At 72.6% G+C, this 25,721-nt stretch carries 24 protein-coding genes and 1 tRNA gene; 17 read left to right on the forward strand and 8 right to left on the reverse strand.

Features of this window, described 5'->3' with window-relative positions; translation table 11 throughout:
• Positions 1-294 precede the first annotated feature (294 nt).
• Positions 295-3,348, reverse strand: coding sequence for a CHAT domain-containing protein (locus ABB07_RS04750; RefSeq protein ID WP_208897518.1), 3,054 nt, complete (start codon positions 3,346-3,348; stop codon positions 295-297).
• Positions 3,345-5,159 (reverse strand): CHAT domain-containing protein, encoded by a 1,815-nt coding sequence (locus ABB07_RS04755; RefSeq protein WP_208897519.1) that lies wholly within the window; start codon positions 5,157-5,159, stop codon positions 3,345-3,347. Before ABB07_RS04755 ends, ABB07_RS04750 begins: the two co-directional genes overlap by 4 nt.
• 199 nt (positions 5,160-5,358) lie before the next feature.
• Between ABB07_RS04755 and ABB07_RS04760 the strand changes: the two genes are divergently transcribed.
• Positions 5,359-5,802 (forward strand): hypothetical protein, encoded by a 444-nt coding sequence (locus ABB07_RS04760; protein ID WP_208897520.1) that lies wholly within the window; start codon positions 5,359-5,361, stop codon positions 5,800-5,802.
• Between the two features lie 14 nt (positions 5,803-5,816).
• Positions 5,817-6,734, forward strand: coding sequence for a hypothetical protein (locus ABB07_RS04765; protein WP_208897521.1), 918 nt, complete (start codon positions 5,817-5,819; stop codon positions 6,732-6,734).
• A gap of 124 nt (positions 6,735-6,858) precedes the next feature.
• Here the strand turns inward: ABB07_RS04765 and ABB07_RS04770 are convergent.
• Positions 6,859-6,932 (reverse strand) — tRNA-Pro (locus tag ABB07_RS04770).
• A 105-nt stretch (positions 6,933-7,037) separates the two neighbouring features.
• On the opposite strand from ABB07_RS04770, the gene ABB07_RS04775 reads away from it, so the two are divergent.
• The 3 genes from ABB07_RS04775 (at position 7,038) to ABB07_RS04785 (ending at position 9,002) form a co-directional block, all read left to right on the forward strand.
• A complete protein-coding gene (locus ABB07_RS04775) occupies positions 7,038-7,544 on the forward strand; it encodes a DUF309 domain-containing protein (protein ID WP_208897522.1) in 507 nt (168 codons plus the stop codon).
• 67 nt (positions 7,545-7,611) lie between these two features.
• The gene (gene cobF, locus ABB07_RS04780; RefSeq protein WP_208897523.1) at positions 7,612-8,385 is read left to right on the forward strand and encodes a precorrin-6A synthase (deacetylating); all 774 of its coding nucleotides are present in this window, start codon (positions 7,612-7,614) and stop codon (positions 8,383-8,385) included.
• Positions 8,386-8,507: 122 nt separating this feature from the next.
• Positions 8,508-9,002: a hypothetical protein gene (locus ABB07_RS04785; protein WP_208897524.1), complete on the forward strand. Its 495-nt coding sequence runs from the start codon at positions 8,508-8,510 to the stop codon at positions 9,000-9,002.
• On the opposite strand, the gene ABB07_RS04790 is transcribed toward ABB07_RS04785, so the two are convergent.
• Positions 8,989-9,735, reverse strand: coding sequence for a cobalt-precorrin-6A reductase (locus ABB07_RS04790; protein WP_208897525.1), 747 nt, complete (start codon positions 9,733-9,735; stop codon positions 8,989-8,991). The two genes, ABB07_RS04785 and ABB07_RS04790, sit on opposite strands and share 14 nt — an antisense overlap.
• Before the next feature lie 60 nt (positions 9,736-9,795).
• Between ABB07_RS04790 and ABB07_RS04795 the strand changes: the two genes are divergently transcribed.
• A complete protein-coding gene (locus ABB07_RS04795; protein ID WP_208897526.1) occupies positions 9,796-10,611 on the forward strand; it encodes an HAD-IIA family hydrolase in 816 nt (271 codons plus the stop codon).
• Here ABB07_RS04795 and ABB07_RS04800 read toward each other — a convergent pair.
• The 3 genes from ABB07_RS04800 to ABB07_RS04810 form a co-directional block, all read right to left on the reverse strand.
• Complete coding sequence (locus tag ABB07_RS04800; protein WP_208897527.1) at positions 10,600-11,379, reverse strand: sulfite exporter TauE/SafE family protein; 780 nt, start codon at positions 11,377-11,379, stop codon at positions 10,600-10,602. The genes ABB07_RS04795 and ABB07_RS04800 overlap by 12 nt on opposite strands.
• A 98-nt stretch (positions 11,380-11,477) precedes the next feature.
• Complete coding sequence (locus tag ABB07_RS04805) at positions 11,478-12,989, reverse strand: long-chain-fatty-acid--CoA ligase (protein ID WP_208897528.1); 1,512 nt, start codon at positions 12,987-12,989, stop codon at positions 11,478-11,480.
• A gap of 114 nt (positions 12,990-13,103) precedes the next feature.
• On the reverse strand, positions 13,104-14,291 hold the full coding sequence (locus ABB07_RS04810; protein ID WP_208897529.1) for a thiolase family protein: 1,188 nt from the start codon (positions 14,289-14,291) through the stop codon (positions 13,104-13,106).
• Between the two features lie 156 nt (positions 14,292-14,447).
• Between ABB07_RS04810 and ABB07_RS04815 the strand changes: the two genes are divergently transcribed.
• From ABB07_RS04815 to ABB07_RS04835, 5 genes are all read left to right on the forward strand, one after another.
• Positions 14,448-15,257, forward strand: coding sequence for an alpha/beta hydrolase (locus ABB07_RS04815; RefSeq protein WP_208897530.1), 810 nt, complete (start codon positions 14,448-14,450; stop codon positions 15,255-15,257).
• Positions 15,258-15,343: 86 nt separating this feature from the next.
• Positions 15,344-15,835, forward strand: a complete 492-nt coding sequence (locus ABB07_RS04820; protein WP_208897531.1) for a Dps family protein — start codon at positions 15,344-15,346, stop codon at positions 15,833-15,835.
• A gap of 30 nt (positions 15,836-15,865) precedes the next feature.
• Entirely contained in the window at positions 15,866-16,210 is a 345-nt protein-coding gene (locus ABB07_RS04825) for a DUF3140 domain-containing protein (RefSeq protein ID WP_208897532.1), read from the forward strand.
• A gap of 2 nt (positions 16,211-16,212) precedes the next feature.
• Positions 16,213-16,860 carry an HhH-GDP family DNA glycosylase gene (locus ABB07_RS04830; RefSeq protein ID WP_208897533.1) on the forward strand — a complete coding sequence of 216 codons (648 nt, stop codon included), beginning with the start codon at positions 16,213-16,215 and terminating at the stop codon, positions 16,858-16,860.
• 48 nt (positions 16,861-16,908) lie between these two features.
• Complete coding sequence (locus tag ABB07_RS04835; protein ID WP_208897534.1) at positions 16,909-17,709, forward strand: SAM-dependent methyltransferase; 801 nt, start codon at positions 16,909-16,911, stop codon at positions 17,707-17,709.
• Between the two features lie 43 nt (positions 17,710-17,752).
• Here the strand turns inward: ABB07_RS04835 and ABB07_RS04840 are convergent, their stop codons facing one another.
• Positions 17,753-18,607 (reverse strand): Cof-type HAD-IIB family hydrolase, encoded by an 855-nt coding sequence (locus ABB07_RS04840; RefSeq protein ID WP_208897535.1) that lies wholly within the window; start codon positions 18,605-18,607, stop codon positions 17,753-17,755.
• Positions 18,608-18,792: 185 nt separating this feature from the next.
• Here ABB07_RS04840 and ABB07_RS04845 point away from each other — a divergent pair, with 185 nt between their 5' ends.
• The 6 genes from ABB07_RS04845 to ABB07_RS04870 all read left to right on the forward strand — a co-directional run bounded on the left by ABB07_RS04845 (position 18,793) and on the right by ABB07_RS04870 (position 25,581).
• Entirely contained in the window at positions 18,793-19,644 is an 852-nt protein-coding gene (locus ABB07_RS04845) for an SAM-dependent methyltransferase (RefSeq protein WP_425264681.1), read from the forward strand.
• Positions 19,645-19,762: 118 nt separating this feature from the next.
• A complete protein-coding gene (locus ABB07_RS04850; RefSeq protein WP_208897536.1) occupies positions 19,763-21,166 on the forward strand; it encodes a type I glutamate--ammonia ligase in 1,404 nt (467 codons plus the stop codon).
• 2 nt (positions 21,167-21,168) lie between these two features.
• Positions 21,169-22,398, forward strand: a complete 1,230-nt coding sequence (locus ABB07_RS04855; RefSeq protein WP_208897537.1) for an amidohydrolase family protein — start codon at positions 21,169-21,171, stop codon at positions 22,396-22,398.
• Positions 22,399-22,414: 16 nt separating this feature from the next.
• Entirely contained in the window at positions 22,415-22,942 is a 528-nt protein-coding gene (locus ABB07_RS04860) for an NUDIX hydrolase family protein (RefSeq protein WP_208887170.1), read from the forward strand.
• A 183-nt stretch (positions 22,943-23,125) separates the two neighbouring features.
• Positions 23,126-23,920 carry a COG4705 family protein gene (locus ABB07_RS04865; protein WP_208897538.1) on the forward strand — a complete coding sequence of 265 codons (795 nt, stop codon included), beginning with the start codon at positions 23,126-23,128 and terminating at the stop codon, positions 23,918-23,920.
• Between the two features lie 326 nt (positions 23,921-24,246).
• Positions 24,247-25,581: a PP2C family protein-serine/threonine phosphatase gene (locus tag ABB07_RS04870; protein ID WP_208897539.1), complete on the forward strand. Its 1,335-nt coding sequence runs from the start codon at positions 24,247-24,249 to the stop codon at positions 25,579-25,581.
• Positions 25,582-25,721 lie beyond the last annotated feature (140 nt).

Below are 25,721 nucleotides of genomic sequence, written 5' to 3' on the forward strand. Positions count from 1 at the left end.
CCCGGGCGGGCCCTGCGGAGTTCATGGCGGCCATGGAACTCGGCCTGGGCAGCGTGCAATTGGACCCAGCGCCGGACGCGTTAGCGACTCCTGCAGCCGGGGCAGACCGCGAAGGCGTCGGCGCGTGCCCGTCGCCGGGGTGCGGGAGGGACGCCTTCAGCACGGCGGCCCCGGCGGCCGCGGCCCGGCGCACCGGCATGCCACAAGGCTCCTCATGCTGCTGCGCTCCTTCGCCAGGAGAAGCGATCCCGGGACCACGGCGTCAGTGACGCCCGGGGGCGTCCTTCCGGCGGTTCAACTTCCGGCATAGAGAAACGCCCCCCAGTGGCCGATGCCGGCGAAAGGCCGCATGCGGGACCACCGCGCTCGTGACCGGGCTGACTGCGGGGCGGTGCCGGCCAGTTCCGGCATGTGCGTGACGAGTTCCTCGTTCGTCATGTCGCGCAGGCGGAGTTGGGCCAGACGGAGGGCTTCCGCAGGGGACCGGGATTCCCATTCCTCATAGAAGAGGGTGGTGAGCAGGCGGACGGCGAGGTCTCCCGGTTGCCACAGTGCGGCCACACATCCTTTGGCTCCCGAGATCACCAGGGAGTAGGGCAACGGGACGGGATCCGACAGGGCGGTGGTGCAAAGGCCGCCGCTGTCGCAACTCGACAGGATGATGAGGGGCGATCGGATGCCCTGCGCAAGCATGCCGCGCACCGTGAGGCGCCCTTCGTCCAGATTGATCCAGCTGTCCAAGGGGGAAAGCGGGTTGGTGCTGCCATGTCCGGTGAAGTGCACAACGCAGCTGTCGCTGTTGAGTACCTCCGCGATCGAGGCCCGGTCGAGAATGCCGTCCCACAGGTCGTTGTGGCCGAGCCACCGCGAAGTGGCCGCCTCGGCTTCGTACGCGCACCCGTAGATCCGCATGCCCACGCGTGAGGAGCGCCGCGAGCGGGGAGCTGCGACGCAGGAAGCGCTGGGCGCGTAACTGAGCAGCCACTCGTCCAGGAGATAGCGGCGTTTGGCAGGGACGTCGGCCTCCTGCCGGTAGGCCGCGTGCAGGGGCAGCAGCCGGAGATGTCCGGTCGGGACGAGGATGACGGGCCGCTCCGGGTCCACCGCCTGCACCACCGGGCTCAGGCAACGGCTCCACAGTTCGGCGCAGGTGTCCTCCAGCACGCCTGCCCAACGCGCCGAGGAACGGCCCTCGTTGACCGCCGCCTGGAAACGCCGTGACAGGCCGTTCACGCGCTGGGCGTCGAAGTCGGACAGGAGCACGGAGCGAACCCCGTCCCTGTCCGTGATCAGGGCGGCGCCCCCCTCGACCGTGGTGAAGAGGTGCACGATCTGCTGATCGTCCAGCCGCCGCTGGACTTCCTTCAGCGGAGCCGGTGGCACCAACCGTGCCTCGGTGCCCCACGGCAGTGTCGAACCGAGTGACTCCAGGCTGGAGCAGACCTCCTCCAGCGCGAGAAACGCCTCGGCCAGCCGCCCCTGGCGTACATAGGCGTATGCCATTCCCGTACCGGCACGCCGCTTGGCATGAGCCCAGAGCGTGGTGTGTCCCGGACGGGACTCGGCTCCCGGCTGCGCAGGACTCAGCCGCACCTGGAGGTAGGCCGCGACCGCCCGCGCCCAGTCGTTCGACTCCAAGGCCAGATCGCCGACGATGGCGCTGTCGGAGCCGAGCGCCGCTCCCTGGGTCACCCCGTCCTGTTCCACGGCGGTCAGATACCGCAGGAGCGCCCGCTTCCCCGTCTCGGGGGCTCCGTCCAACTCGGCCAGGGCCGAGCGGGCCTTGGCGCAGAGCAGCCCGAACTGCTCGCGGTCTCCCGATCGGTTGCTCGCGTGGAGGAAGTCCTCGCCCAGGTCGCGGGCCTGCTCCAGGGCGGCGGCGTCCCCCCTGGACGTCCCGTAGTGGATCAGGGCCAGGATGGCATGGCGCAGAGCCTGATGACGTTCCTCGGACTCCGCCGGAGCGAGGCGCGCGGCCTTGTCGAACGCGGCCAGCGCGGTGGGCAGGTCACCGGCTGTGTGTTCCCACGCCGGCCGGGGGCCGGCCGGCGGGTACTGCAGGAGTCGCAGTACGAGACAGTCGCCCAGTGCCTGCAACTGCTCGGTCCCGCCCGCGTGCTGTGCCTCGGCGGCAAGAGCGGCCTCCCGCCACAGCCCCACCGAGCGGTCGATGTGGGCCCGCTCGCCGGTCCGCACATGGAGGGCCGAGCGCAGACCGGCGGCCCAGCCGAGCATGGCCGTATGGGAACCGCTGGTCAGCGGCAGCACGCCCAGTGCCAGCTCGCCCGCCGAGACGGCCCGGTCGAGGTCACTGCGGTCACCCCGTGCGTCGTACAGGACGATGCTTGCATCGGCAAGGAACTGCAGCATGTACGGCCGCTGGGCCGGGCGGCAGTCGATGAGCCCCGTCTGGAGAAGCCGAACGGCGGAATCCAGGTCCTGCGAGCGGTGGTTTCGCAGTGCACGGTTGTACAGCGCCTCGGCAAGGTTGCGTCGCGTGTCCGGAACGACGTCCTCGACCAGGAAGACATGGGCGCGCTCGGTGACGTGGGAGTCCGCCGCCTCGCGCAGGACCTGGACCGCTTCCTCCAGGTCGTCTTGCCGGCCCTCGACGTTGAAGCCGACCAGCAGCATCCAGCCCTGGGTGTTGGCCAGGTCCCGCCACTGGGCCGAAGCCTTGGTCTCCTGGGCTCGCTGCCGGGTCAGCCGGGACAGCGCCGAACGGAACTCCTGCGCGGCCGCGCGTTCGCCGCGCTGTGCGCGGTAGCGGATCGACTGTGCCACGGCCAGCAGACGCACCAGGTCGCTTCGGCGCGGGTAGCGAGGACCGCCCTCCTGCAAGGCCGAGGACAGCAGCCCGATGGCCTCGTCCACCGCGGCCGCCCCCACCGCACCTGCCTCGAACGCGGTCAGCAGGGCGTTGGCAAGGGTGTAGCGGGCGAGCGCGGCACCGAACTCCGAGGCGATGTCGTGTTCCGCGCGGCGCAGACCGGCGAGCGCGCGCGCCAGGTACGAGGGGTCCCTCCGGATCTTGAAGGCCTCCAGGAGCGCGACACCGGAGCCGAAGGCGAAGTAGTGGTGCAGTGGCTCGTCGGGAAACGTCTCCGCCGTACGATCGAGGATGCGCAGCGCCTCCTCGACACCGGACGGGGACTCGGCTGCGCGGAGCCTCTCGGCGCAGATCGCCGTGATCTCCAGCACCAGTTGAAGCGTCTCCTCGGCGCTGTCGTGCGGCCGGGAGCGCAGCTCCTCCACGAGCTGCTCCGGATCCCTGGCACCCGACGAGGCCCCACCGGGCTCGCCGGGCCCGCCACGACCCTGCCACGAGCCATGCCTCTTCGACGTCACGCCGCATCACCCCCCGTGGCGCAGAACTGGCCGACCCGCTCCACCTGCATGTGCGGATGTCCGAAAAACTGGTACGCCAACGCACTGGACGCAAGGTCCGCGTCGTCCCTCGCCGCGGCACGCAACGAGCGCATCACCTCCGCGGGTTTCTCGCCCTTCAGCACGCGATGGTAGAAGGCCAGGGCGAGACACCGCGCGTCCCGGTCGTCCAGGGACCACAGGGGTGAGACGACCGCGCTTGCCCCGACGTAGAGGAAGGCCTGCACGAGCCCGGCGTAGCCGCCGAACACCCCTTGGACGGCACTCGCCTTGCAGGCGTTGAGGAAGACGAAGGTCTCGCCGGGGAAGTCGTACGCCTTGACGGTGGTCGGGTCGAGCGTCATCCCGTCGGTCATCACCAGCCCGTTGTCCCAGCCGCCCTCCGTGTGCTGGCCGTGTCCCGCGAAGTGGACGATCCCGGCGATCGGTCCGTCACGGAAGTAGCTGATGACCTCGGTGAGGCTCGCCTCGATGCTGGTGGCGCCGTAACTGGCCCGCAGCGTCGCGGCCTCCAACTCGGCTTCGCGCAGCCGCTGCCAGTCGTCGTTCTGGTAGACACCGGAGATCACCGTCATGGACGCGGCCCGCACCACCATCGGCGGTGGCACCGTGATCCGCCGATCGGCGAGCACCCAGCGGCCGAGCGTCACCTGGCAGCCAAGGAACGCCGGCCGGTCACCGGAGAACGTGTCCGGTACGACGGCCAGCTCCCACGGGATGTACGCCTCGGACGACTGGAGCAACACCGTCGGCACCCGAGGCCATACGGCCTCGGCCACCTGTTCGAGCACCTTCCACAGACGGGTCGGCATCACATCGGTGATCTCCTTGCCCAGACCCGTCATGAAGGCCATGAGGTCGGGCCGTCCCTTGCGGCTCGCCATCCTGTTGATCAGCGAGATGGCGTACTGGGGAGCGTCCTCCCCCACGTAGCACTCGTCGGGGAGCCCGGGCACCCGGACATGGGGCGACTGGTACTGGAAGTGGAAGCGGCCGGGACGCTCGGACGGGAGGATGGTGACGGTGAGATCGGCCGGCTCGTCTCCCCGGGGCAGGAGCAGCGCCCGGGGTGCGCCGCACACCGACTCCGGGCACGCACCGAGGGCGGTGGGGTCGCTGACGACAGCGATGGACCGCACGCCGAGCCCCACCACCTCCCCGGCGACGCTGTAGACCACGTGCAGCGTCCCGGACCAGACCCGGCGCCCCCTGGAATCGGCGCGGACCCTCAGCACGTGACACGGATAGCGCTCCGTCTCCGTGACCCGCAGGTCCACGGTCCAGTCCCCCTCCACCAGGGTGAACCCCTCGGCCAGTGTCTGCACGGTGACGGTGAGCGGCCAGGGCAGGCCGTCGCTGCGCACGGCGCTGCCCACCACGGAGCCGATGATCTCCGGCGACAGCCCGACGACGATGCTGAACTCCCAGCCCGCGACGACCTCGCCGGGAGCCTCGATACGGGGATACCCGCAACACACCGAGGGGTCGGCCGCACCTTCGAGTGCCGGTGCCGGGGCGGCCGGTCCGGCCGCGGCGAGCACCTCGGCGCGGCGGGCAGCGCGGCGGGCCTCCGCCGGCTCCAGCAGTTCCTCGAAGCGCATGACGGCCTCGGGATGGGCCAGCACCGCGCTCACCACGTCGTCGGCGAGTGATTCGGGGTCGGCTCCGTCCCGGTCCGCGAGGATCGCGGTGAGATCCTTGCGAAGCCCGGTTGCCTCCCCCAGTTCGGTCAGCAGCGTCGCTGCCGCGACCAAGACGCTCTCAGGCTCCATCACACTCCACCGTGCGCACTCGTCCCCCCGGGGCATGGGCCCCGTCCGCGCCTGCGTGTGACCGGCACGTGGTCCAACGACCGTAGCAAGGGCGATGCCCGTGGGGTATTCGAAGCGGACAACTCCGCCCCCAAGCAACGGTGGTAGGCATCCTCGTCAACTCCCCTTGCACGCAAGGCGCGTGTGGCACCCTGAGGTGGTGCCGCTCGATGACGCCTCGCCGCCGCCGGACGATCCGATCCCGGCAGGGATTCTGGACGCCGCTCGTGCGATCCGCCCCTGTCTTGCCGAACTCCTCCCCTTCGCGCCGGAGTCGGCCGCCCGCATCGACGACGAACTCGCCCGGCTGCTGGCGCGGAGCACCGAGCCGGACACTGCGGATCGTGTCCGAGGCGTTCTCGAGGGCAACCCGGTCACCGAGGTGTGGCTCTCGCAGTTCCTGGAGTTCGGTGTCCCACCGGACTTCCTCGCTCCGGGGACTCGTGGCACCACGTCACCGGGACCGGCGGGAGACGGGGAAACGGTGCGGCCGGGCCCCAAGTTCGTCTGTCCGGTCGGCGGGGACGTCGTCTGGTGGCGGCGGCACGTGGGACAGGACGTTCCCCGCTGCGCCACGCACGGCGTCATCCTCGTCAAGGTCTGACGGGAGCGCACCGCGTGCTGGGAAAATTCTGGGAGAGCATCGGGACCAAGCTCGGTGAGAGGTGGCTCGCCGTCGCACTTCCCGCGCTGCTCTTCTGGGCGTTGGGGGCCGCCGCGTACGCCCACGCCCACGGCACCACCGGTGTCGCCGGCCGTGCCAGGTCGCTCCAGGCGCAGCCCGTCGTCCTGCAGGTGCTCGCGCTTGTGGCGGGACTGCTCGTCATCGCCGTCTCGGCCCAGCTCGTGGACTGGATCGCTCAACCCGTACTGCGTGGTCTGCAGGGCTACTGGTGGCCGTTCCTCCGCCCGGTGCGCCGGTACCTCACCGACCGGCAGACCAGGCGTCTGCGTCCGCTGCAGGACCGCTTCGACGCACTGGCGCCCCTCGTCGCGAACGGGACCGCGGACGCGGACCAGGAGTGGGAGTACCGGCGCGTGGACCTCGAACTGCGACGCTGTCCGCCCCGCGCGGCGCTGCACATGCCCACCCGGCTGGGCATGTATCTGCGGGCCGCCGAGAGCGAGGCCAGGGACAAGTACGGCCTCGACGCGGTCAAGTGCTGGCCGCACCTCTGGGCCCTTCTCCCGGAGCAGCCGAGAGCCGACCTGCAGGCCGCCCATGCGGCGCTGCACCGGTCGGTCACGTATGTCATCTGGGCCGCGCTCGCGCTGGTGTGGGCCTGGTGGGTGCCCTGGCTGCCGCCGATCGCGCTGGTTCTCGTGTGGCTGCTGCACCGGTTCTCGCTGCTCGCCGCCGCGGCCGCATACGGCGATCTGTTCCGGGCCACCGTGGACCTGCACCATCGCGCGCTCTACACCGCGGTCTCCTGGCCCCGGCCGATGACCCCGGCGGCGGAACGGGCGGCCGGCGAGGAACTGACGGAGTATCTGTGGCGCGGCAGCGACCGGGCCGACGTGACCTTCCAGGCATAGCCCTCGACCGCGGACCAACCCTCGAGGAGCGGCCTTGACCCTGGCCCCCGACCGGTCCCCAGAAACGATCAAAAGGCCGTGTCGGCATGCTCCGACACGGCCTCTGACCTGCTGCTTCAGCAAGTCGGGACGACAGGATTTGAACCTGCGACCCCTTGACCCCCAGTCAAGTGCGCTACCAAGCTGCGCCACGTCCCGATGCGCTCACTCGCGGTGACCCGCGTGATCGCGCGAACAGCACTTTACCCCACCTTCGGGGGTGGGCCGAAGAGGGCCCGGGGTGCGCCGGGGACAATCGGTCGTATGACGAACGCGGGCGCATCGGATGCCAGGGACCGGGACCCGGAGGGGCGGGCACGCAGCGCGCGGCCCCGGGACGGGCTCGGCCGGCCGCTGCCCTACGGCACTCAGGGCGTCCCCCGGCAGCCCGAGGGTGTGGTGCGGCGGCCGCGGGAGACGGTCGAGGAGGCGCAGGCGCTGCTGGACGCGGGGAAGCCCTTCCATGCGCACGAGGTGTTCGAGGACGCCTGGAAGTCGGGGCCCGAGGAGGAGCGGACGCTGTGGCGGGGGCTCGCCCAGCTGGCGGTGGGCCTCACGCACGCGGCGCGCGGGAACGCCGTGGGCGGGGCCCGGCTGCTGCGGCGGGGCGCGGGGGCGCTCGCGGAGTGGGAGACCGGGCAGGGCGAGGACCGGCCGTACGGGATCGATCTCGCCGGGCTCACCCGGTGGGCGCGGGAGCTGGCGGCGCGGGTGGAGGGCGGCGAGGGGCCCGTGGACGCGGCGGACGAGGCGCCCCGGCTCCGTTCCTGAGGGCCGCTGTCGCCGTGCGTGCGGACGCGGTGCACCCGCTGTCAGTGGCATGCGGCAGACTCGGGGCGTGCGAAAGATTCATGTCATCGGTATCGGCGCGGGCGACCCCGACCAGCTCACCCTGCAGGCGGTCAGGGCGCTGCGGAGCACGGACGTGTTCTTCCTGCTCGACAAGGGCGAGGTGAAGAGCGATCTCACCCAGCTCCGCCGGGACATGCTGGACGCGCATCTGCCCGAGGGGTCGTACCGGGTGGTGGAGGCCCGGGACCCGGAGCGGGACCGGAAGGCGGGCGGGTCGGCGTACTCGCCGGCGGTGGAGGACTGGCGCAGCGCCCGCGCCGGGATCTACGAGCGCCTGATCGCCGAGGAGCTGGGCGAGGACGGCACCGGCGCCTTCCTGGTGTGGGGTGATCCGGCGTTGTACGACAGCACGCTCGGGATCCTCCAGGAGGTGCTGGAGCGCGGCGCGGTCGTGTTCGAGTACGACGTGATACCCGGCATCAGCAGTGTCTCCACCCTGGTCGCCCGGCACCGTACGGGCCTGAACCGGGTGGCCCGGCCGGTGCAGATCACCACGGGGCGGCGGCTGGCCGAGGGGTTCCCCGAGGGCGTGGACGACGTGGTCGTGATGCTGGACGCCCACCAGGCCTTCCGGAAGTACGCCGGGGAGGACATCGACATCTACTGGGGCGCGTATCTCGGCACTCCGGACGAGCTCCTGGTGTCCGGCCCGATCGCCGAGGCCGGTCCGCGCATCGAGCGGGTGCGGGCCGAGGCGCGCGAGCGCAAGGGCTGGATCATGGACACGTACCTGCTGCGCAGAAATCCCGGGGAACGGTAGCCGCGCCACGCGGAAACCCCGGGGACCGGTAGCCGCGCCACGCGGAAACCCTGGGCACCGGTGGCCGTGCCACCGTCGAAAACCGGGTGAGGCGGAGGCCCGGCGCCGGTCATACTCGGGCCATGTCCGGCTCTCCCGCCCGTTTCCGCGATCCGCGCAGCACGGAGTACGACTTCCTGGACTCGATCCTGGTCCACTGCCCGCGCTGCGACCGCGTCGCCCGCGTCCAGGGGCAGCCGCACCCCGAAGCACGGCCGCTGTTCGCGCCCCGGCATCTGGTCTGCCGGTACTGCGGTCTGTCCCGGACCTGGGCGGGCCGGTGGGTCGGCCTGTGGGCGGGGTCGAGGGGGCCCGCCGAGGACCCCTGCTTCGGTGCCCGTCTGTGGCTGCAGCGCGAGACCCGGCACGGCTGGTTGTGGGCCTACGACCTGCGGCACCTCGACCTGATCCGCCGCTGGACCGCCGCCGGTCTGCGCGAGCGCGCCCCCTGGTACGACACCGGGCAGAAGAGGACCCTGCTCGCCCGGCTGCCGGCCTGGATCACGTCCGCCAGGAACCGGGACGAGGTGCTGCGCACCATCGACCGGATCCGGGCGTCCGTCCTCACGCCGGGCTGAGACCGAGCCACTCCAGTACGCCCGCCAGGTCGGCGACCACCGTCACGCCCCGCGGGAGCGGGGGGCGCCGTACGACCACCACGGGCAGGCCGAGTTCCCGCGCCGCCGTCAGCTTCGCGGCGGTGGCCTCCCCGCCGCTGTCCTTGGTCACCAGTACCTCGATCCGCCGGGTGCGCAGGAGTTCCGTCTCGTTGGCGACGGTGAACGGGCCGCGCGCCAGGACCAGTTCGGTGTCCGGCGGCATGGGCGGCCCGGGCGGTTCGACGGAGCGTACGACGAAGTGCAGATCCGTCAGGTGGGCGAACACGGCGAGCCCCAGGCGCCCGGTGCTCAGGAAGACCCGGCGGCCGAGACCGGGCAGTGCCGCCGCGGCACCGGCCAGGGACGGGACGTCGTACCAGCGGTCGCCGGGGCCCGGCCGCCAGCCGGGGCGGCGCAGGACCACCGCGGGGACTCCGGAGGCCGCCGCCGCGCGGGCCGCGTTGGCCGTGATCGCCTCGGCGAAGGGGTGGGTGGCGTCGACCAGGGCGTCCACATGGTGCGCGCGCAGCCAGGCGGCCAGTCCCTCCGCGCCGCCGAAGCCGCCGATCCGTACCTCGCCCGCGACCGCTCCGGGCCGCGCGACCCGGCCGGCCAGGGAGGTGGTCACCCGGACGCCCGTCCGGGCGGCGAGGCCGGCGGCGAGGCGGCGGGCCTCGGTGGTGCCGCCGAGGATCAGGACGTGCGCGGGCATAGGGGTGAGCGTACGAGGTCGTACGGGACGGTCCGCCGTGCGGGTCGCTACCGTCGAGCCATGCAATCCGTGCCGTCCGTGCAGTCCGTGCCGTCCGCGCAGTCCGTGCGTGCCGTGCTGATCGACATCGACGGTGTCCTCACCGTCTCCTGGAAGCCGCTGCCGGGAGCGGTCGAGGCGCTGCGGGCCGTCCGGGAGGCGGGGCTGGGGGTGGTCCTGGTGACCAACACCACCTCCCGGTCCGGGGCTTCCATCGCGGGATCGCTCGCGGACGCGGGGTTCCCGGTGGGCGCCGAGGAGATCCTGACGGCGCCCGCGGCCACCGCCGGCCATCTGGCCGGGGCCCGCGTCGCGCTGCTGAACAGCGGGGACATCGGTGCGGATCTGGAGCAGGTCACCCTGGTCGGCGACGCGGACGAGGAGGTCCCGGACGTCGTCCTGCTGGGCGGCGCCGGGCCGGAGTTCGGTTACGAGGCGCTCAACCGCGCCTTCGGGCGGCTCCAGCGGGGCGCGCGGCTGGTCGCCATGCACCGGAACCTGTACTGGCGGACGGACGAGGGACTCCAGCTGGACGCGGGGGCGTTCCTGGCGGGCCTGGAGGCGGCCGCCGGGGTCGAGGCGGAGGTCACCGGCAAGCCGTCGCAGGCGTTCTTCGAGGCGGCCCTCGGACGCCTCGGGGTGGGCGCGGACCAGGCGCTGATGATCGGGGACGATGTCGAGTACGACGTGCTCGCGGCGCAACGGCTCGGCATCACCGGGGTGTTGGTCCGTACGGGCAAGTTCCTGCCTCAGACCCTGGAGCGGGCGAGCGGCACCCCCGACCATGTCCTGGACTCCTTCGCGGACCTCCCGGCCCTGCTGGGGCTAGCGCAGTAGGAGTTGCACTCCGCCCACGACGGTCGCCGCGATCACGAGTTGTTCGAAGAGTCGCTGGTTGATCCTGTTCACAGCCCACTTGCCGAACAACGCGCCGGGCACGACGAACACCGCGAGCGCGGCGTCGAGGAGCAGCGAGCGCCCGTCGATCAGTCCGAGGCCCGCGCTGAACGGCACCTTGGACACGTTCACGATCAGGAAGAAGAAGGCGGAGGTGCCGAGGAAGCCCAGCTTCCGGAACCCCGCCGACAGCAGGTACATCGACATCACCGGGCCGCCCGCGTTGGCGACCATCGTGGTGAACCCGCCGAGCACGCCGTACGAACGGGCTTTGGCGCGGCCCGCCCTGGTGGTCACCGTGTCCGGCGCGTCCCCGGTCCCGCCGTTCTCCCGGCGCCGCCGCCACACCGTCACCCCCGCCATCAGCAGCAGGATCGCGCCGATCGAGGTCCGTACGATCCCGTCGTCGGCCCACACCAGGAACAGGGTGCCGGCCACCACCCCGGCCGCGACGGCCGGGAACAGCCGCCACAGGGTGGGCCAGTGGGCGTGCCGCCGGTAGGTGAGGACGGCGAGCACGTCGCCGGCGATCAGGACGGGCAGCAGGATGCCGGTGGAGGCGCGGGCGGGCAGGACCGCGGCGAAGATCGCGAGGCTGACCGTGTTGGCCCCGCTCACCGCGGTCTTGGAGAAGCCGACGAGGAGGGCCGCGAAGGCGAGCGCCGCGAACCCCCAGCCGGATATGTGCCAGAGCGTCATCGTGTTCATGCGGGGACCGATGCTATGTCCGGACAAGCCCCCGGCGTAAGGACCGTCTCGTCAGGTGGCCCCTGGGATGACCTTCGCGGCCCGCTGGGCCCGTTCCGTCACCGCCCCGCGTACTGCGCCCGCAGTTCCCGCTTGAGCACCTTCATGCTGGGCCCGAGCGGCATGGCGTCCGTGAACTCCACGCGCCGTGGGTACTTGTGCCGGCCGAGGTGCTCCTTCGACCACTCGGTGATCCCGGCGGCGTCGGGGCCGGCGCCCGGGGCCGGTACGACGACGGCGCACACCTCCTCGCCGTGCAGCTCGTCCGGCAGGCCGATGACCGCGACCTGGGCGATGCCGGGGTGCCGCATCAGCACCTCCTCGACCTCCCTGGGGTACACGTTGTAGCCGCCGCGGATGATGACGTCCTTCTTGCGGTCGACGATCATGAGGAAGCCGTCCTCGTCCTTGGTGCCGAGGTCACCGGTGCGGAACCAGCCGTCGACCAGGGCCTCGGCAGTGGCCTCGGGCCGGCCGAGGTAGCCGGAGAAGACGTTGTGGCCGCGGATGACGACCTCGCCGAGCTGCCCGGGCGGCAGCAGCTCGATGCGGCCCTCCACCTCGGCGCGGGCGATCTCCACGTCGACTCCCCACAGCGGGTGGCCGATGGTGCCCGCCTTCGTGCCGAAGACCGGCTGGTTGACGGTGGCCGTCGGCGAGGTCTCCGACAGCCCGTACCCCTCGTAGATCTTCGCCCCGAACGCCTCCTCGAACCGCTCCAGTACGGCGACCGGGAGCGAGGCCCCGCCGGAGACGCACACGCGCAGGGCGGGCAGCGCGCCGGCGTCCCGGGCGGCGGCCGCGAGGGCGACGAACATGGTCGGCACCCCGTGGAAGGTGTTCACACCCTCCTTGACCATCAGCTCGATGGCGCGGGCCGCGTCGAAGCGGGGCAGCAGCACGAGCGTGGCGCCCGCCCGCCAGGTCGAGTTGAGCGAGACCGTCTGGCCGAAGGCGTGGAACAGCGGCAGCGCGCCGAGGGCGGTGTCGTCGGCACGGACGTCGTTGGCGTCGAAGGCGTTCACGGTCGCGTTCATCACGAGGTTGAAGTGGCTGAGCACGGCTCCCTTCGGGACGCCGGTCGTACCGCTCGTGTAGAAGATCACCGCCGGGTCGTCGGCGGCCCGGGTGACGTACGACGGCAGCGGCTCGGCGTCGGCGGCGAGCCGGTCGAACTCCTCGCCGAGCACGGCCACCCGGACGCCGGTGGCCTCGGCGGCGGCCCGGCCGGTCGCCGCCTGGGCCGGGTGGACGAGCAGCAGGGTCGCCGCGCTGTCCGTGAGCACGTGCTCGACCTCGCCGGCCGACAGCAGCAGATGCACGGGGACGACGACTCCGCCCGCCGCGGCGATCGCGTAGTAGGCGACCGGGAACTCGGCGGTGTTGGGGGCCATCAACGCCACCCGGTCGCCCGGTCGTACGCCGAGCCGCGCGAGGGCGCCCGCCCGGGCGAGCGCCCTTCGCCACACCTCGGCGAAGGTGAGCCGCAGCTCGCCCTCGACGAGCGCGGTCTTGTCGGGACGGCGCCGGGCGTTCTCGGCGAGTATGGCGGCGACGGACAGGGTTGCCATGGAGTGCTGCTCCGTTTCCTTGCTGCGGCTCGACTGACCAGATCCCCCGTGGGAAGAGCGCCGGTGCCCCGGCGGGCGACGTTCGCGACGGGGCGGACGTCGCCCGTGGGGGCGCTAGTGCCGCTCGACCAGCACCGCGCTGCCCTGCCCCACGCCCACGCACATGGTCGCCAGGCCCCGCTCGGCGCCGGTGCGCCGCATCCGGTGCAGGAGCGTGGTCAGGATGCGGGCGCCGGAGCAGCCGAGGGGATGGCCGAGGGCGATCGCGCCGCCGGTGGGGTTGACCAGGTCGGGGTCGATGCCCAGCTGGTCGACGCAGGCGAGGGCCTGGGCGGCGAACGCCTCGTTGAACTCGGCCTCCTGCAGGCCGGCGATGTCCCAGCCGGCCCGGGCCAGCGCCTTGCGGGTGGCGGGGACCGGGCCGATGCCCATCACGTCGGGATGGACCCCGGCGGAGGCGCCCGCGACATAGCGGCCCAGGGACTCCAGGCCCAGTTCGTTCAGGGCCTCCTCGCTGACCAGGAGCAGCCCGGCCGCGCCGTCGTTCATCGGCGAGGCGTTGCCGGCGGTGACCGTGCCGCCCGGCCGGAAGACGGGCTTCAGCCGGCCGAGCTTCTCCAGCGAGGTGTCCTCGCGGACGCACTCGTCCTGCTCGACCACGATGCCGTCCGGGCGCTGCACGGGCAGGAGTTCGTCGTCGAAGTGGCCGTTCTTGCGGGCGGCGGCGGCGAGTTGGTGGCTGCGCAGGGCGAAGGCGTCCTGCCGCTCGCGGGAGACGCCGTACCGCTCGGCGACCTCCTCGGCGGTCTCGCCCATGGACAGCAGGCCGTGCAGGTCCTTCATCGCCGGGTTGACCAGGCGCCAGCCGAGCCGGGTGTCGTGGGTCTCGATGCGCTGCGGCAAGGCCTCGTCGGGGCGGGGCAGCACGAAGGGGGCGCGGCTCATGGATTCGGAGCCGCCCGCGATCACGATGTCGGCCTCGCCCGCGGCGATGGTGCGGGCGGCGGTGGTGACCGCCTCCAGGCCGGAGGCGCACAGCCGGTTGACGGTGGCGCCGGGCACGGACTCGGGCAGTCCGGCGAGCAGGGCGGCCATGCGGGCCACGTTGCGGTTGTCCTCGCCGGCCTGGTTGGCCGCGCCCCAGTAGACGTCGTCGATCCGGGCCGGGTCGAGGGCGGGCACGTCGGCCACCAGGTGGCGGATCACGGTGGCCGCCAGGTCGTCGGGGCGGACGCAGGAGAGGGCTCCACGCAGCTTGCCGATGGGGGTGCGGCGGGCGGCCGCGAAGTGGACGGGACGCACGGCTTTCGACTCCTGACCTACGACCGGTCGACGCCACTGTCGACCGGCGGACCACACGGGGACACTTAATTAGCACTGCTAGTTTTGGACTATAGACCTCCGTGCGGCCCCCTGGGAAGATCCCCCGTACCGGCCCCCGCGTCACCCGGAGGAGACATGCGCCACGTCCGCGAGCACACCCTCGACGGCACCCACGGCCCGGTCGCCGTGCGCGAGTGGCCGCACCCCGCGCCGAGGTACCTGGCCCTGGTGGTGCACGGATACGGCGAGCACGCGGGCCGGTACGAGGAGCTGGCCGCCGTACTGACCGGGCACGGGGCGGCCGTGTACGGGCCCGATCACGTCGGCCACGGCAGGTCGGGCGGGGAGCGGGTGCGGATCGAGGACTTCGAGGACGTGGTCACGGACGTGCACGCGGTGGCGGACCTCGCCCGCGCCGCGCACCCCGGCGCGCCGCTCGTCCTGGTCGGCCACTCGATGGGCGGACTGATCGCGGCCCGCTACGCCCAGCGGTACGGCGCCGAGCTGAGCGCGCTGATCCTCTCCGGCCCGGTGATCGGCGCCTGGGAGCTGCCCGGGCGGCTGCTGGCCCTGCCGGAGATCCCGGACACCCCGGTGAGCCCCGCCGCGCTCTCCCGGGACCCGTCTGTCGGCGCCGCCTACGCGGCCGATCCGCTGGTGTGGCACGGGCCGATGAAGCGGCCGACGCTGGAGGCGTTCGTGCGCACCCTGCGGGCCGTCGAGCAGGGTGGTGACATCGGCCCGCTGCCCCTGCTGTGGCTGCACGGGGACGACGACCGGCTGGTGCCGCTGTCCGGCAGCCGGACCGGAGTGGAGCGGCTGGCGGGCTCCCGGCTGACCGAGCGGATCTTCGCCGGGGCCCGGCACGAGGTGTTCCACGAGACGGACAGGAAGGAGGTCTTCGCCGAGCTGATCCGCTTCCTGGACCGGTCACTGCCCCGCTGATCAGCCCTGTTTTGCGCCCCTGGGCACGGGGCACCCGCCCCTTCGGACAGGACCGTACGCATCCGATGAAAGGGGACGGACACGCCATGACGGTGATGAGGAGCACGCTGCCCGAGGAGGCGCTCGGCGTCACCGGGACCGCCCTGCAGGAGACCCTGGTGGACCTGCTCGGCCTGTCGCTGATCGGCAAGCAGGCGCACTGGAACGTCGTGGGCCCGCGGTTCCGGTCGATCCACCTCCAGCTCGACGAGGTGGTGGCGACGGCCCGCGCCCACTCCGACACGGTCGCCGAGCGCGCCGCCGCCCTGGGCGTGTCCCCGGACGGCCGGCCCGAGACCGTCGCCGCGACCTTCGCGCTGCCCGGCACCAAGGACGGCTGGCTGCGCGACACCGAGGTCGTGGAGCTGATGGCGTCGGCGCTCGAAGCGGTCGTCGGACGGCTTCGCGAGCGGATCGCGGCCACGGCCGAGCCCGACCCGGTCACCCAGGACCTCCTGATCTCCGTCACCGCCGACCTGGAGAAGCAGCGCTGGATGTTCCAGGCCGAGAACCACCCGCGCGAGACCGCCTCCAGCTAGCCCGACACCCCCGTACGGAAGGGGAGACCCATGGCCGACTCCCTCGAACTCGAAGCGCTGTGGGGGGACTTCCACCGCGTGGTGAACATGACCTCCGCCGAGCTCGCGGCCTGGCTGCGGGTGCGGGACGCCGAGGAGGAGACCGAGCCGCTGCCCGAACAGGCGGGCACGGAGACCGGACAGCATGTCCTCGCCATCCTCCAGAAGCGCCGCACCGACCTCACCGACGACGACATCCGCGTGATGCACCAGGTCGTCGACACGGTCGGAGACCTGGTGGACATGGCGGACGAGCCGGAACCGGAGACGGCGCCGGAGGACACCCGCCGCCGGCACCAGCTGATGACGCTGGGCCACGATCCGCTCAAGCCGTAGCGATGAACCGCGACGAGAGAGTCCTGCGCGCACTGCTGTCCACGCAGGGGCGGACGTACGCCGAGGAGGCGGGCATCAGGCTGAAGGACACCCCGCAGCCGCTGTACCGGCTGCTCGTCCTGGCCCTGCTGCTCAGCGCCCGGATCCGCGCGTCGGTCGCGGTGGCCACGGCGCAGGCCCTGCACGAGGACCACCTCGACAGCCCGCGCCGCATGGCCGACGCCGACTGGCAGCAGCGGGTGGACGCGCTCGGCCGCGGCGGCTACCGGCGCTACGACGAGCGCACCGCCACTCAACTCGGCGACGGCGCCGAGCTGTTGCTGGACCGCTGGTCGGGCGACCTGCGCCGGCTGCACGAGGAGGCGCACGGCGACACCGGGGAACTCAGGCGGCTGCTCCAGGAGGAGCCGGGCATCGGTCCGGCGGGCGCCGACATCTTCCTGCGCGAGGCCCAGCGGGTCTGGCGCGAGATCGCGCCCTACCTCGACGACAAGGCGCTCTCCGGAGCGGAGCGGCTCGGCCTGCCGAAGGACCCGGACCAGCTCACCGAGCTCGCCGGGAACACCGAACCGGCCGTGCTGGCCGCGGCGTTGGTGCGGGCCGCACTCGACAAGGAGGTGGCCGAAGACTGTCTGCGCCGCGCGGCATGATCGTGTCAGACTGCTGCTCGCATCCCGGCGGGAGTGAAGGAGCAGCGGGTGACGGGGACCGAGCCGGCCGCACAGCACATCGACACCACACGGCCGCATCCGGCCAGGGTGTACGACTGGTTCCTCGGCGGCAAGGACAACTACCCCGTCGACGAGCAACTCGGCCGGCGGATCGCGGCGGTGGACGACGGCGGCGCACTGCGCGCGGCCCGCGCCAACCGGGCCTTCATGCACCGGGCCACGCGCGCACTCGCCGAGGACGGCATCCGCCAGTTCCTGGACATCGGCACCGGCATACCCACCGAGCCGAACCTGCACCGGATCGCGCAGTCGGTGGCGCCCGACGCGCGGGTCGTCTACGTCGACAACGACCCGATCGTGCTGGCCCACGCGGGCGCCCTGCTGCGCGGCACTCCGCAGGGCGTGACGGAGTACGTGCAGGCCGACGCCCGCGATCCGCGGACCATCCTCGAACAGGCCGCTCACACCCTGGACTTCGGGCGTCCGGTGGCCCTCTCCCTGATCGCGCTGCTGCACTTCGTCGCCGACGAGGACGGCGCCCACGAGGTGGTGGCGACACTGGTCGACGCGCTCGCACCGGGCAGCTGCCTGGTGCTGTCGATGATGACGGCCGACTTCGAGCCGGAGAACGTGCACAAGGGCATCGCCGCGTACGCCGCCGGCGGGGTGACCCTGGTCGCACGGTCCCGGGACGAGGTGGCCGCCTTCTTCGAGGGACTGGACCTGCTGGAGCCGGGCGTCGTCCCGGTCGACGGCTGGCGCACCGGACAGCCCCCGGCCGGCGCCGGACCGGTCTCGCTGTACGGCGCGGTGGGCCGCAAGCCCTGACGCGGCCGTACGGCCGGGCGTGCGCCCGGCGCCGGGCAGCCGGTCACAGGCCGAGCACGCGGGAGATCGTCCGCAGCACGCCGTTGTCGTTGTTGGACGGGGCGAGGTGGCGGGCCCGGCGGAGGACCTCCGGGTGGGCGTTGGCCATGGCGAAGGACCAGTCGGCGGCGGCCAGCATCTCCAGGTCGTTGAGGTAGTCGCCGAAGACCATGGTCTGCGCGGGCGTGATGCCGAGCGCCCGCTGCAGGCCGCGCAGTGCGGTGCCCTTGTCGGCGGTGCGGTTCATGACGTCCACCCAGTGCTCGCCGGAGACGACGACCTTGTGGGTGGCGGCGAGGTCCCGCAGCGCCGGCGCGGTGGTGTGCTCGGCGGAACCGAAGTCGAACAGCGCGACCTTGATCACGTCGTCGTCGACGGCGGTGACGTCCTCGACCACCCGGTGCTCGACGTAGTAGTGGCGGACCTCGGCCAGGAACGCCTCGTCGGTGCGCTCGACGTACGCGGACCGCTTGCCGCAGACGACGGCGCCCACGTCGGCCCCGTCCGCGACCAGCCGCCGTACCGTCCGGGCGACCCCCGCGGCGACGGACTTCTCCAGCGGGTCGGAGCTCAGCTCCACGCCGTCGCGGACCACGTACGTGCCGTTCTCCGCGATGAACACCATGCCCTCGGCGACCTCGGCGAACTGCCGGGCCAGCGTGGCGTACTGGCGGCCGCTCGCCGGGCTGAACAGCACACCGCGGCGGCGTAGTTCGGCGAGCATCGGCCACAGTCCGGCGGGGATCCGCTTGGCGTCGTCCAGCAGCGTGCCGTCCATGTCGGTGACGATCAGCCGGATGTCGGCGGGGCCCGCGGACGGTCCGGCGGTGTCGAGGAGGGGCGTGGGCGTGACGGGCATGTCCTGCTTCCGGTCGGGGACGGCGTACCGGTCCAGTGTTCCTCATGGACCGGTACGTCCCGGAGCCGGTTCCCCGTGGACCGAAACATTCCGAAAACGGCATTCACGGAATGAAACGTTCCGGAGCCGCCCCGAACCGCCCGCGCTGTGCGTTTCCCGGGACAGCGCGATCACCGGGCGGCACAATGACGGCGGAGGACCGCGAGCGTCAGAAGGGCGGCGACGTGACCGAGGGGCACACCCCGACGGCCGGACCGGAGAAGCTGGACACCTCCGTGGCGCACAACGCCCGGGTGTGGAACTACTGGATCGGCGGCAAGGACAACTACGAGGTCGACCAGCGGGTCGGTGAGCACGTCGCCGGGATGTTCCCGGTGATCCGGGCGGTGGCCCGCGCGGACCGGGCGTTCCTGGCCCGGGCGGTGCGGTTCCTGGCCGCCGAGCGCGGGATACGGCAGTTCCTGGACGTCGGCACCGGCCTGCCGACCGTGGAGAACACCCACGAGATCGCGCAGCGGATCGCGCCCGAGTCCCGGATCGTGTACGTCGACAACGACCCGATCGTGCTGGTGCACGCCCGCTCGCTGCTCACGAGCTCTCCCGAGGGCGTCACCGACTACATCGACGCCGATGTGCACGACCCGGACGCCATCGTGCAGCGCGCCGCCGAGACCCTGGACCTGACCCGGCCGGTCGCCCTGATGATGCTGGGCATCCTGAACTTCGTGCTGGACACCGGCGAGGCCCGGGACATCGTGCGGCGGCTGCTGGCGGCGCTGCCCCCGGGCAGCCACCTCGTACTCACCCACCCGACCCACGACGCCGACGTGGGCGGTGAGGGCAACCGGGCCGCGATGGAGTTCTGGAACGCCAACGCCACCCCGCCGATCACCGCCCGCAGCCGCGCGGAGATCGCCGGGTTCCTCGACGGCCTGGAGCTGGTCGAGCCGGGCCTGGTGCCCTGCTCGCAGTGGCGCACCGGTGCGGAGCCCGCCGCCGCGGTGCCGCAGTTCGGCGCCGTGGCCGTGAAACCCTGACGCCGGTCCGGGCGGCGGCCGACGCCGAGCAGGACGAAAGCACGGACCGGTGCCGCGCAGGAGGTGCGGGCCGTGGCGGCGGGCTTCACCGAGGAGGACGTATGGCCGAGGAGGACGTATGACCACCCTTGCCGACCCCGTGCCCGGCGGGCGTCCGGAGGATCTGCGCCGGGTCGCGGGACTCACCGCCGACCTCGCCGCGCGGGGCGTGCGCGGGATCGTGCTGGCCTATGTGGACACCGCGGGTGTCTGCCGGGTGAAGACCATCCCGACGGCGCGGCTGGCGGCGGCCGTGTCCTGGGGTGTCGGCATGTCCCCGGTGTTCGACACCTTCCTGGCGGACGACTCGATCGTCACCACCGACGTCCTCGGCTCCCCGGACGGCGACCTCAGGCTCTATCCGGACCTGGACCGGCTGGTGGAACTGGCCGGGCAGCCGGGCTGGGCGTGGGCGCCGGTGGACCGGATCACCCAGGAGGGCGCCCGGCACCCCGGCTGTGCCCGGACCTTTCTGCGCCGGATCGTCGCGGGCGCCGAGGAGCGGCACGGCCTCGCCTTCAAGGCGGCGATCGAGGTGGAGTGGGCGGTCGGGCTCGGTTCGGCACCGGCCGGGGAGTTCGTGCCGGCGGTGTCCGGCCCGGCGTACGGCGCGATCCGGCAGGTCGAGCTGAGCGACTACACCGCCGATCTGCTGGCCGCGCTCGCCGCGCAGGACGTGCCCGTCGACCAGCTCCATCCCGAGTACGCGGCCGGGCAGTTCGAGGTCTCGGCGGGCGCGCTGGACCCGGTGGCCGCGGCCGACCGCAGCGTGCTGGTCCGGCAGACGATCCGGGCGGTCGCGCAGCGGCACGGCCTCAGGGTGTCGTTCTCGCCCGCGGTGTCCGCCGAGGGCGTCGGCAACGGCGGCCATCTGCACCTGTCCTGCTGGCGCGAGGGCGTGAACCTGCACGCGGGCGGGGAGCGCCGCCACGGCATGACGCCGGAGGCGGAGTCCTTCGCGGCCGGGATCCTGGCCCGGCTGCCCGCACTGACGGCCGTCACGGCGCCGAGCCCCGCCAGCTATCTGCGGCTCAAACCCTCCCAGTGGGCGGGAGTGTTCACCGCCTGGGGCCGGGAGACCCGGGAGGCCGCGCTGCGGGTGATCACCGGCTCGGCGGGTCGCCGGGAGCAGGAGGCCAACCTGGAGGTGAAACCGGTCGACCTGGCCGCCAACCCCTACCTCGCCCTCGGCTGTGTCATCGCCGCCGGCCTGGACGGGATCGACGCCTCCCTCGCCCTCCCGGACGAGATCACCGGCGATCCGGCCCGGTACGGCCCGGACGAGGCGGCGGCGCTCGGCGTACGGCGGCTGCCCGAGTCGCTGCCCCAGGCCGCCCGGGAGTTCCAGGCGGACGAGGTGCTGCGGGCGGCGCTTGGCCCGGTGCTCGCGGACGCGGTGACCGCCGTACGGCTCGGCGAGGCGGCGGCCGTCGAGGGCCTGGACGACGCGCGGGTGGCGGCGGCCTACCGCTGGGTGTACTGACCATGGCCACGCCGGGAGCGGTCCACGAGGCCCTCGCCGGGCTGGAGTTGGTGGACCATCACTGCCACGGCGCGGTGACGTCCGGCCTCACGCCCGAGGAGCTGGCCTCGCTGCTGACCGAGGGCGAGGCCTGGCCCGGCGTCTCGCCCTTCGACACCCCGGCCGGCGTCGCCGTACGCCGGCACTGCGCGCCCCTGCTGGACCTGCCCCGGCACGCACCGCCGGCCGACTACGCGACCCGCCGCGCGGAGCTGGGCCCGCAGGAGGTCAACCGCCGCTTCCTGCGGGCCGCTGGGGCCGGGGCGTTCCTGGTGGACACCGGCTACGCCCCGCACCCGCTCACCTCCCCCGCCGAGCTGGCGGCGGCCTCCGGTGCCGCCGCCTTCGAGGTCGTACGCCTGGAGCAGGTGGCGGAGACGGTGGCCGCGCGGGGCGTCGAGCCGGACGAGTACGCGGCCCGCTTCCGTGCCGCCGCCGAGGAGGCGGTACGGCGGCCGGGCGTGGTGGCGGTGAAGTCGGTGGCCGCCTACCGCACCGGCTTCGCCCTGGACCCGGCGCGCCCGGCGCACGCCGAGGTGACCGGGGCCGCCCGGCGCTGGCTCGCGGCGGCGGCGCCGGAGGGGGGCGGGACCCGGCTCACCGACCCGGTGCTGGTGCGGCACCTGCTGTGGACCGCCGTCGACCTCGGCCTGCCGCTGCAGCTGCACACCGGCTTCGGCGACGCCGACCTGCGCCTGCACCACGCCGACCCGGCCCTGCTGACCGACTGGCTGCGGCTGGTCTCCGGCGCGGTCCCGGTACTGCTGCTGCACTGCTGGCCGTACCACCGCCAGGCCGCCTATCTGGCCGCGGTGTTCGAGCGGGTGTACCTGGACGTGGGCCTCGCCCTGCACCACACGGGCCCGGCCCGCTGCCGGGCGGTGCTGGAGGAGGCGCTGGAGATCACCCCGTTCCGCAAACTGCTGTACAGCTCCGACGCCTACGGCCTGGCCGAATTCCATCACCTCGGCGCCCTGTGCTTCCGCCAGGGGCTCGCCGGTCTGCTGCAGGCTCGTGTCGACGCCGACGAGCTGAGCCTGCCCGACGCCCTGCGGATCGCCGCCTGGACCGGCCGCGACAACGCCCTGCGCCTCTACGGACCCCACGGACTCCAGGGACTCCACGGACTCTTCGGACCGCCCGTATCCGACCCGGCCCGCGATCCCAGCGGGGGCCCCACCCGGAAAGTATGATCAAGCAATGTCTGACATGACCGAGACGACGCCCGGCTGGCTGACCACGGACGAGCTGGAAATGGCCAGGGCCCGGATGCCGATCCTGTACGTCGAGGCCGTGCCCGTGCGCGTGGACGACAGCGGCGAAGTGACCAGCATCGGACTGCTGCTGCGGATCGGCCCGGACGGGACGGTCAGCCGGACCCTGGTCTCCGGCCGCGTCCTGCACCACGAGCGGGTCCGCGACGCCCTGCTGCGCCACCTGGAGAAGGACCTCGGCCCGGTGGCGCTCCCCCGTGTGCCCGCCTCCCTGCAGCCGTTCACGGTGGCGGAGTACTTCCCGACGGCGGGCATCACGCCGTACCACGACCCGCGCCAGCACGCGGTGTCCCTCGCCTACATCGTCCCGGTCACCGGCGACTGCCGCCCCCGGCAGGACGCGCTGGACCTGGTCTGGTTCAGCCCGCAGGAGGCCGCCTCCCCGGCGGTGCAGAGCGAGATGCCGGGCGGGCACGGGGTGCTGCTGAAGCAGGCGCTCGCGCACGTGGGTCTGGCCTTCTGACGACGGCGGCCGCCTGACCTGCCTGTCTATCAGGCCGGTCAGGCCGTCGACCAGGGGTTTCCCCGTTGCGTTCAGGTTGCGTTCAGGTCCGCGGCGGCCCGTGGCAACAGCTGCACCAGAAGCCCCAAAACAATGGCAAAGAGGGCTGGGGGAAGATCAGTTGGGCGTGCGAAGGTGCGGGCCATGAGCACAGAGCACGTCCTGGAGGACCGGCCCCGCGGTCGCGCACGCGCGCGCATACGTGAGAGCGCGAACAAGGTGCCGGAGGTCACCGTCTACTTCTGGATCATCAAGGTCCTCACCACCGGCATGGGCGAGACCGCGTCCGACTTCCTCGCCCATCTGCTGGGCCCGATCCCGGCGGTCGGCCTCGGCGGACTGGCGTTCGCCGCCTCGCTCGTGCTGCAGTTCGCGGTCCGCCGGTACGTGGCCTGGATCTACTGGACGGCGATCGTGATGGTCAGCGTGTTCGGCACGATGGCCGCGGACGTGCTCCACGTCGGTCTCGGCGTCCCGTACACCCTGTCCACCCCGCTGTTCATGATCGCCCTGGCCGCCGTCTTCGCCCTCTGGTACACGACCGAGCGCACCCTGTCCATCCACTCCATCCGCACCCGGCGCCGCGAGTTCTTCTACTGGGCGGCCGTCCTCGCCACCTTCGCCCTGGGCACCGCCGCGGGTGACCTCACCGCGACGATCGGCCTCGGCTACCTGGGCTCGGGCATCCTGTTCGCCGTGGCGATCTGCGTCCCGGCCGTCGCCCACCGCGCCGGCCTGCTGGGCGCGGTGACCGCGTTCTGGACGGCGTACGTCATCACCCGCCCGCTCGGCGCCTCCTTCGCCGACTGGATGGCCGTGAGCAAGGCGGACGGCCTGGGCTGGGGCCTGGGTCCGGTTACGCTGGCCTGGACGGTGGCGATCGTCGGCTTCGTGGCCTACCTGGCGCTCTCCCGACGGGACACCGAGCCGACGCTGTGACCCCGGCGGAGGGGGCTCGCCCAGCCGCCGACCCTGCGCTGACCTTCCGCAGCTCCGTCCCCGCACATACCGGCGACGGAGCTGCGGAACCGTACGGAGTCCGACGGGACTTTCCGCCGTACATGTCCGCTGTGCGACACATCGGGCCAGATGGTCCACAATCAGAGACGACGCAGCGATGGCCGTCGGCCCCGAGGGTGATCGGGGTCGTGGAAGGAGGCCGCGATGCAGCGCTCGAGTCAAGGGGCCTCCGGGGTGGTCCGCTGTGACCGGCCCGCAGCCCCGGCGACGACCGGGACCGGCCGTCGGACCACTGGGCGCCGGTGATGGCGGGGGCGAGGCAGGGCAGACAGCTGTGGCATCCGCACGCCCCCGACCTGCACGAACGTCTGCGGTCCGAGCTGAGCCGGATCGACGAGCAGCTGCGCGCCCTGCTGTCCTCCATGGACCGGCTGCAGGGCCTGCTGGACGCGGTGCTGGCCATCAGCCGTGAGGTGGAACTGCCCGCGGTGCTGCACCGTATCGTGACGACCGCCATGGACCTGGTCGGCGCCCGCTACGGAGCCCTGGGCGTGCTCGACGAGTCCGGAGAACGCCTGGAGCAGTTCATCGCGGACGGTCTGACCGAGCGGGAACGCGAGGCTCTGGCCGAGGTCGGACTGCCCCGCGGTCTGGGCGTCCTCGGCCACCTGATCCGCTACCCCGAGCCGCTGCGGATCGACGACATCCCGGCCCATCCCTCCTCCGCCGGATTCCCGTCCGGCCACCCGCAGATGCACAGCCTGCTCGGCGTCGCCATCAGCGTGCGCGGCGAGATCTACGGCGACCTCTACCTCTCCGAGCGGAACGACGGACAGCCCTTCGACGCACACGACGAGAACATCGTCGTCGCCCTGGCCGGCGCCGCCGGCATCGCGATCGAGAACGTCCGCCTGTTCGAACGGATCCGCGTCGGAGCCGAGCAGTTCCAGCGGCTGCTGCTGCCCACGCTGCCCGACCTGCGGCCGTTCACCGCCGCCGCCGTCTACCAGCCCGCCGCCGAGCCCAGTCAGCTCGGCGGGGACTGGTACGACGCCATCCCGCTGCCCGACGGGGTCGTGGCGGTCGTCATCGGGGACGTGGCCGGCCACGATCTGCAGGCCGCGGCAGCCATGGCCGCCACCCGCAACATGCTGCGCGCGCTCGTGTTCGACCAGAACAATCCGCCCGGCGCGGTCCTCGCCCGGCTCGACCGGATCCTGGAGTCGGTCACGAACCACCGCGTCACGACCACCACCCTGGCCCGCATCGAACCGGAGGAGCCGGGCTGGCGACTCCGCTGGAGCACCGCGGGTCACGTGCCGCCGCTGCTGCTCACCCGTGAGCACCACGTGGCCTATCTGCTCGGCGAGCCCGGGCTGCCGCTCGGTGTCGACACCGGGCAGCCCCGCCCGGACCACTCCCGCTTCCTGCCCCCGGAGGCCACCGTCGTCTTCTTCACCGACGGGCTGATCGAGCACCCCGAGCACGCCGTGGACGCGAGCCTGCGCGAACTCGCCGGTCTCGCCGCGGTCCATGCCGCCCTCCCCCTGCCGGATTTCGTCCAGGCACTCGCCGATCACCACCCCAGCGACGGTCACGACGACATGGCCATCCTCGCCGTGCGCACCCCGCCCGCCTGACCTCCGGGTCCCCGCGGTCGTGGCCGCGTCCGGGCCGGCCTGCCTGCCAGCCTGCCTGCCTGCCAGCCTGCCTGCCTGCCTGCCTGCCTGCCTGCCTGCCTGCCTGCCGTGGAGGATCCGGGAGATCCGGCGGATGATGG

This window comes from Streptomyces incarnatus, assembly GCF_001027185.1.
GTDB lineage: Bacteria > Actinomycetota > Actinomycetes > Streptomycetales > Streptomycetaceae > Streptomyces > Streptomyces puniciscabiei.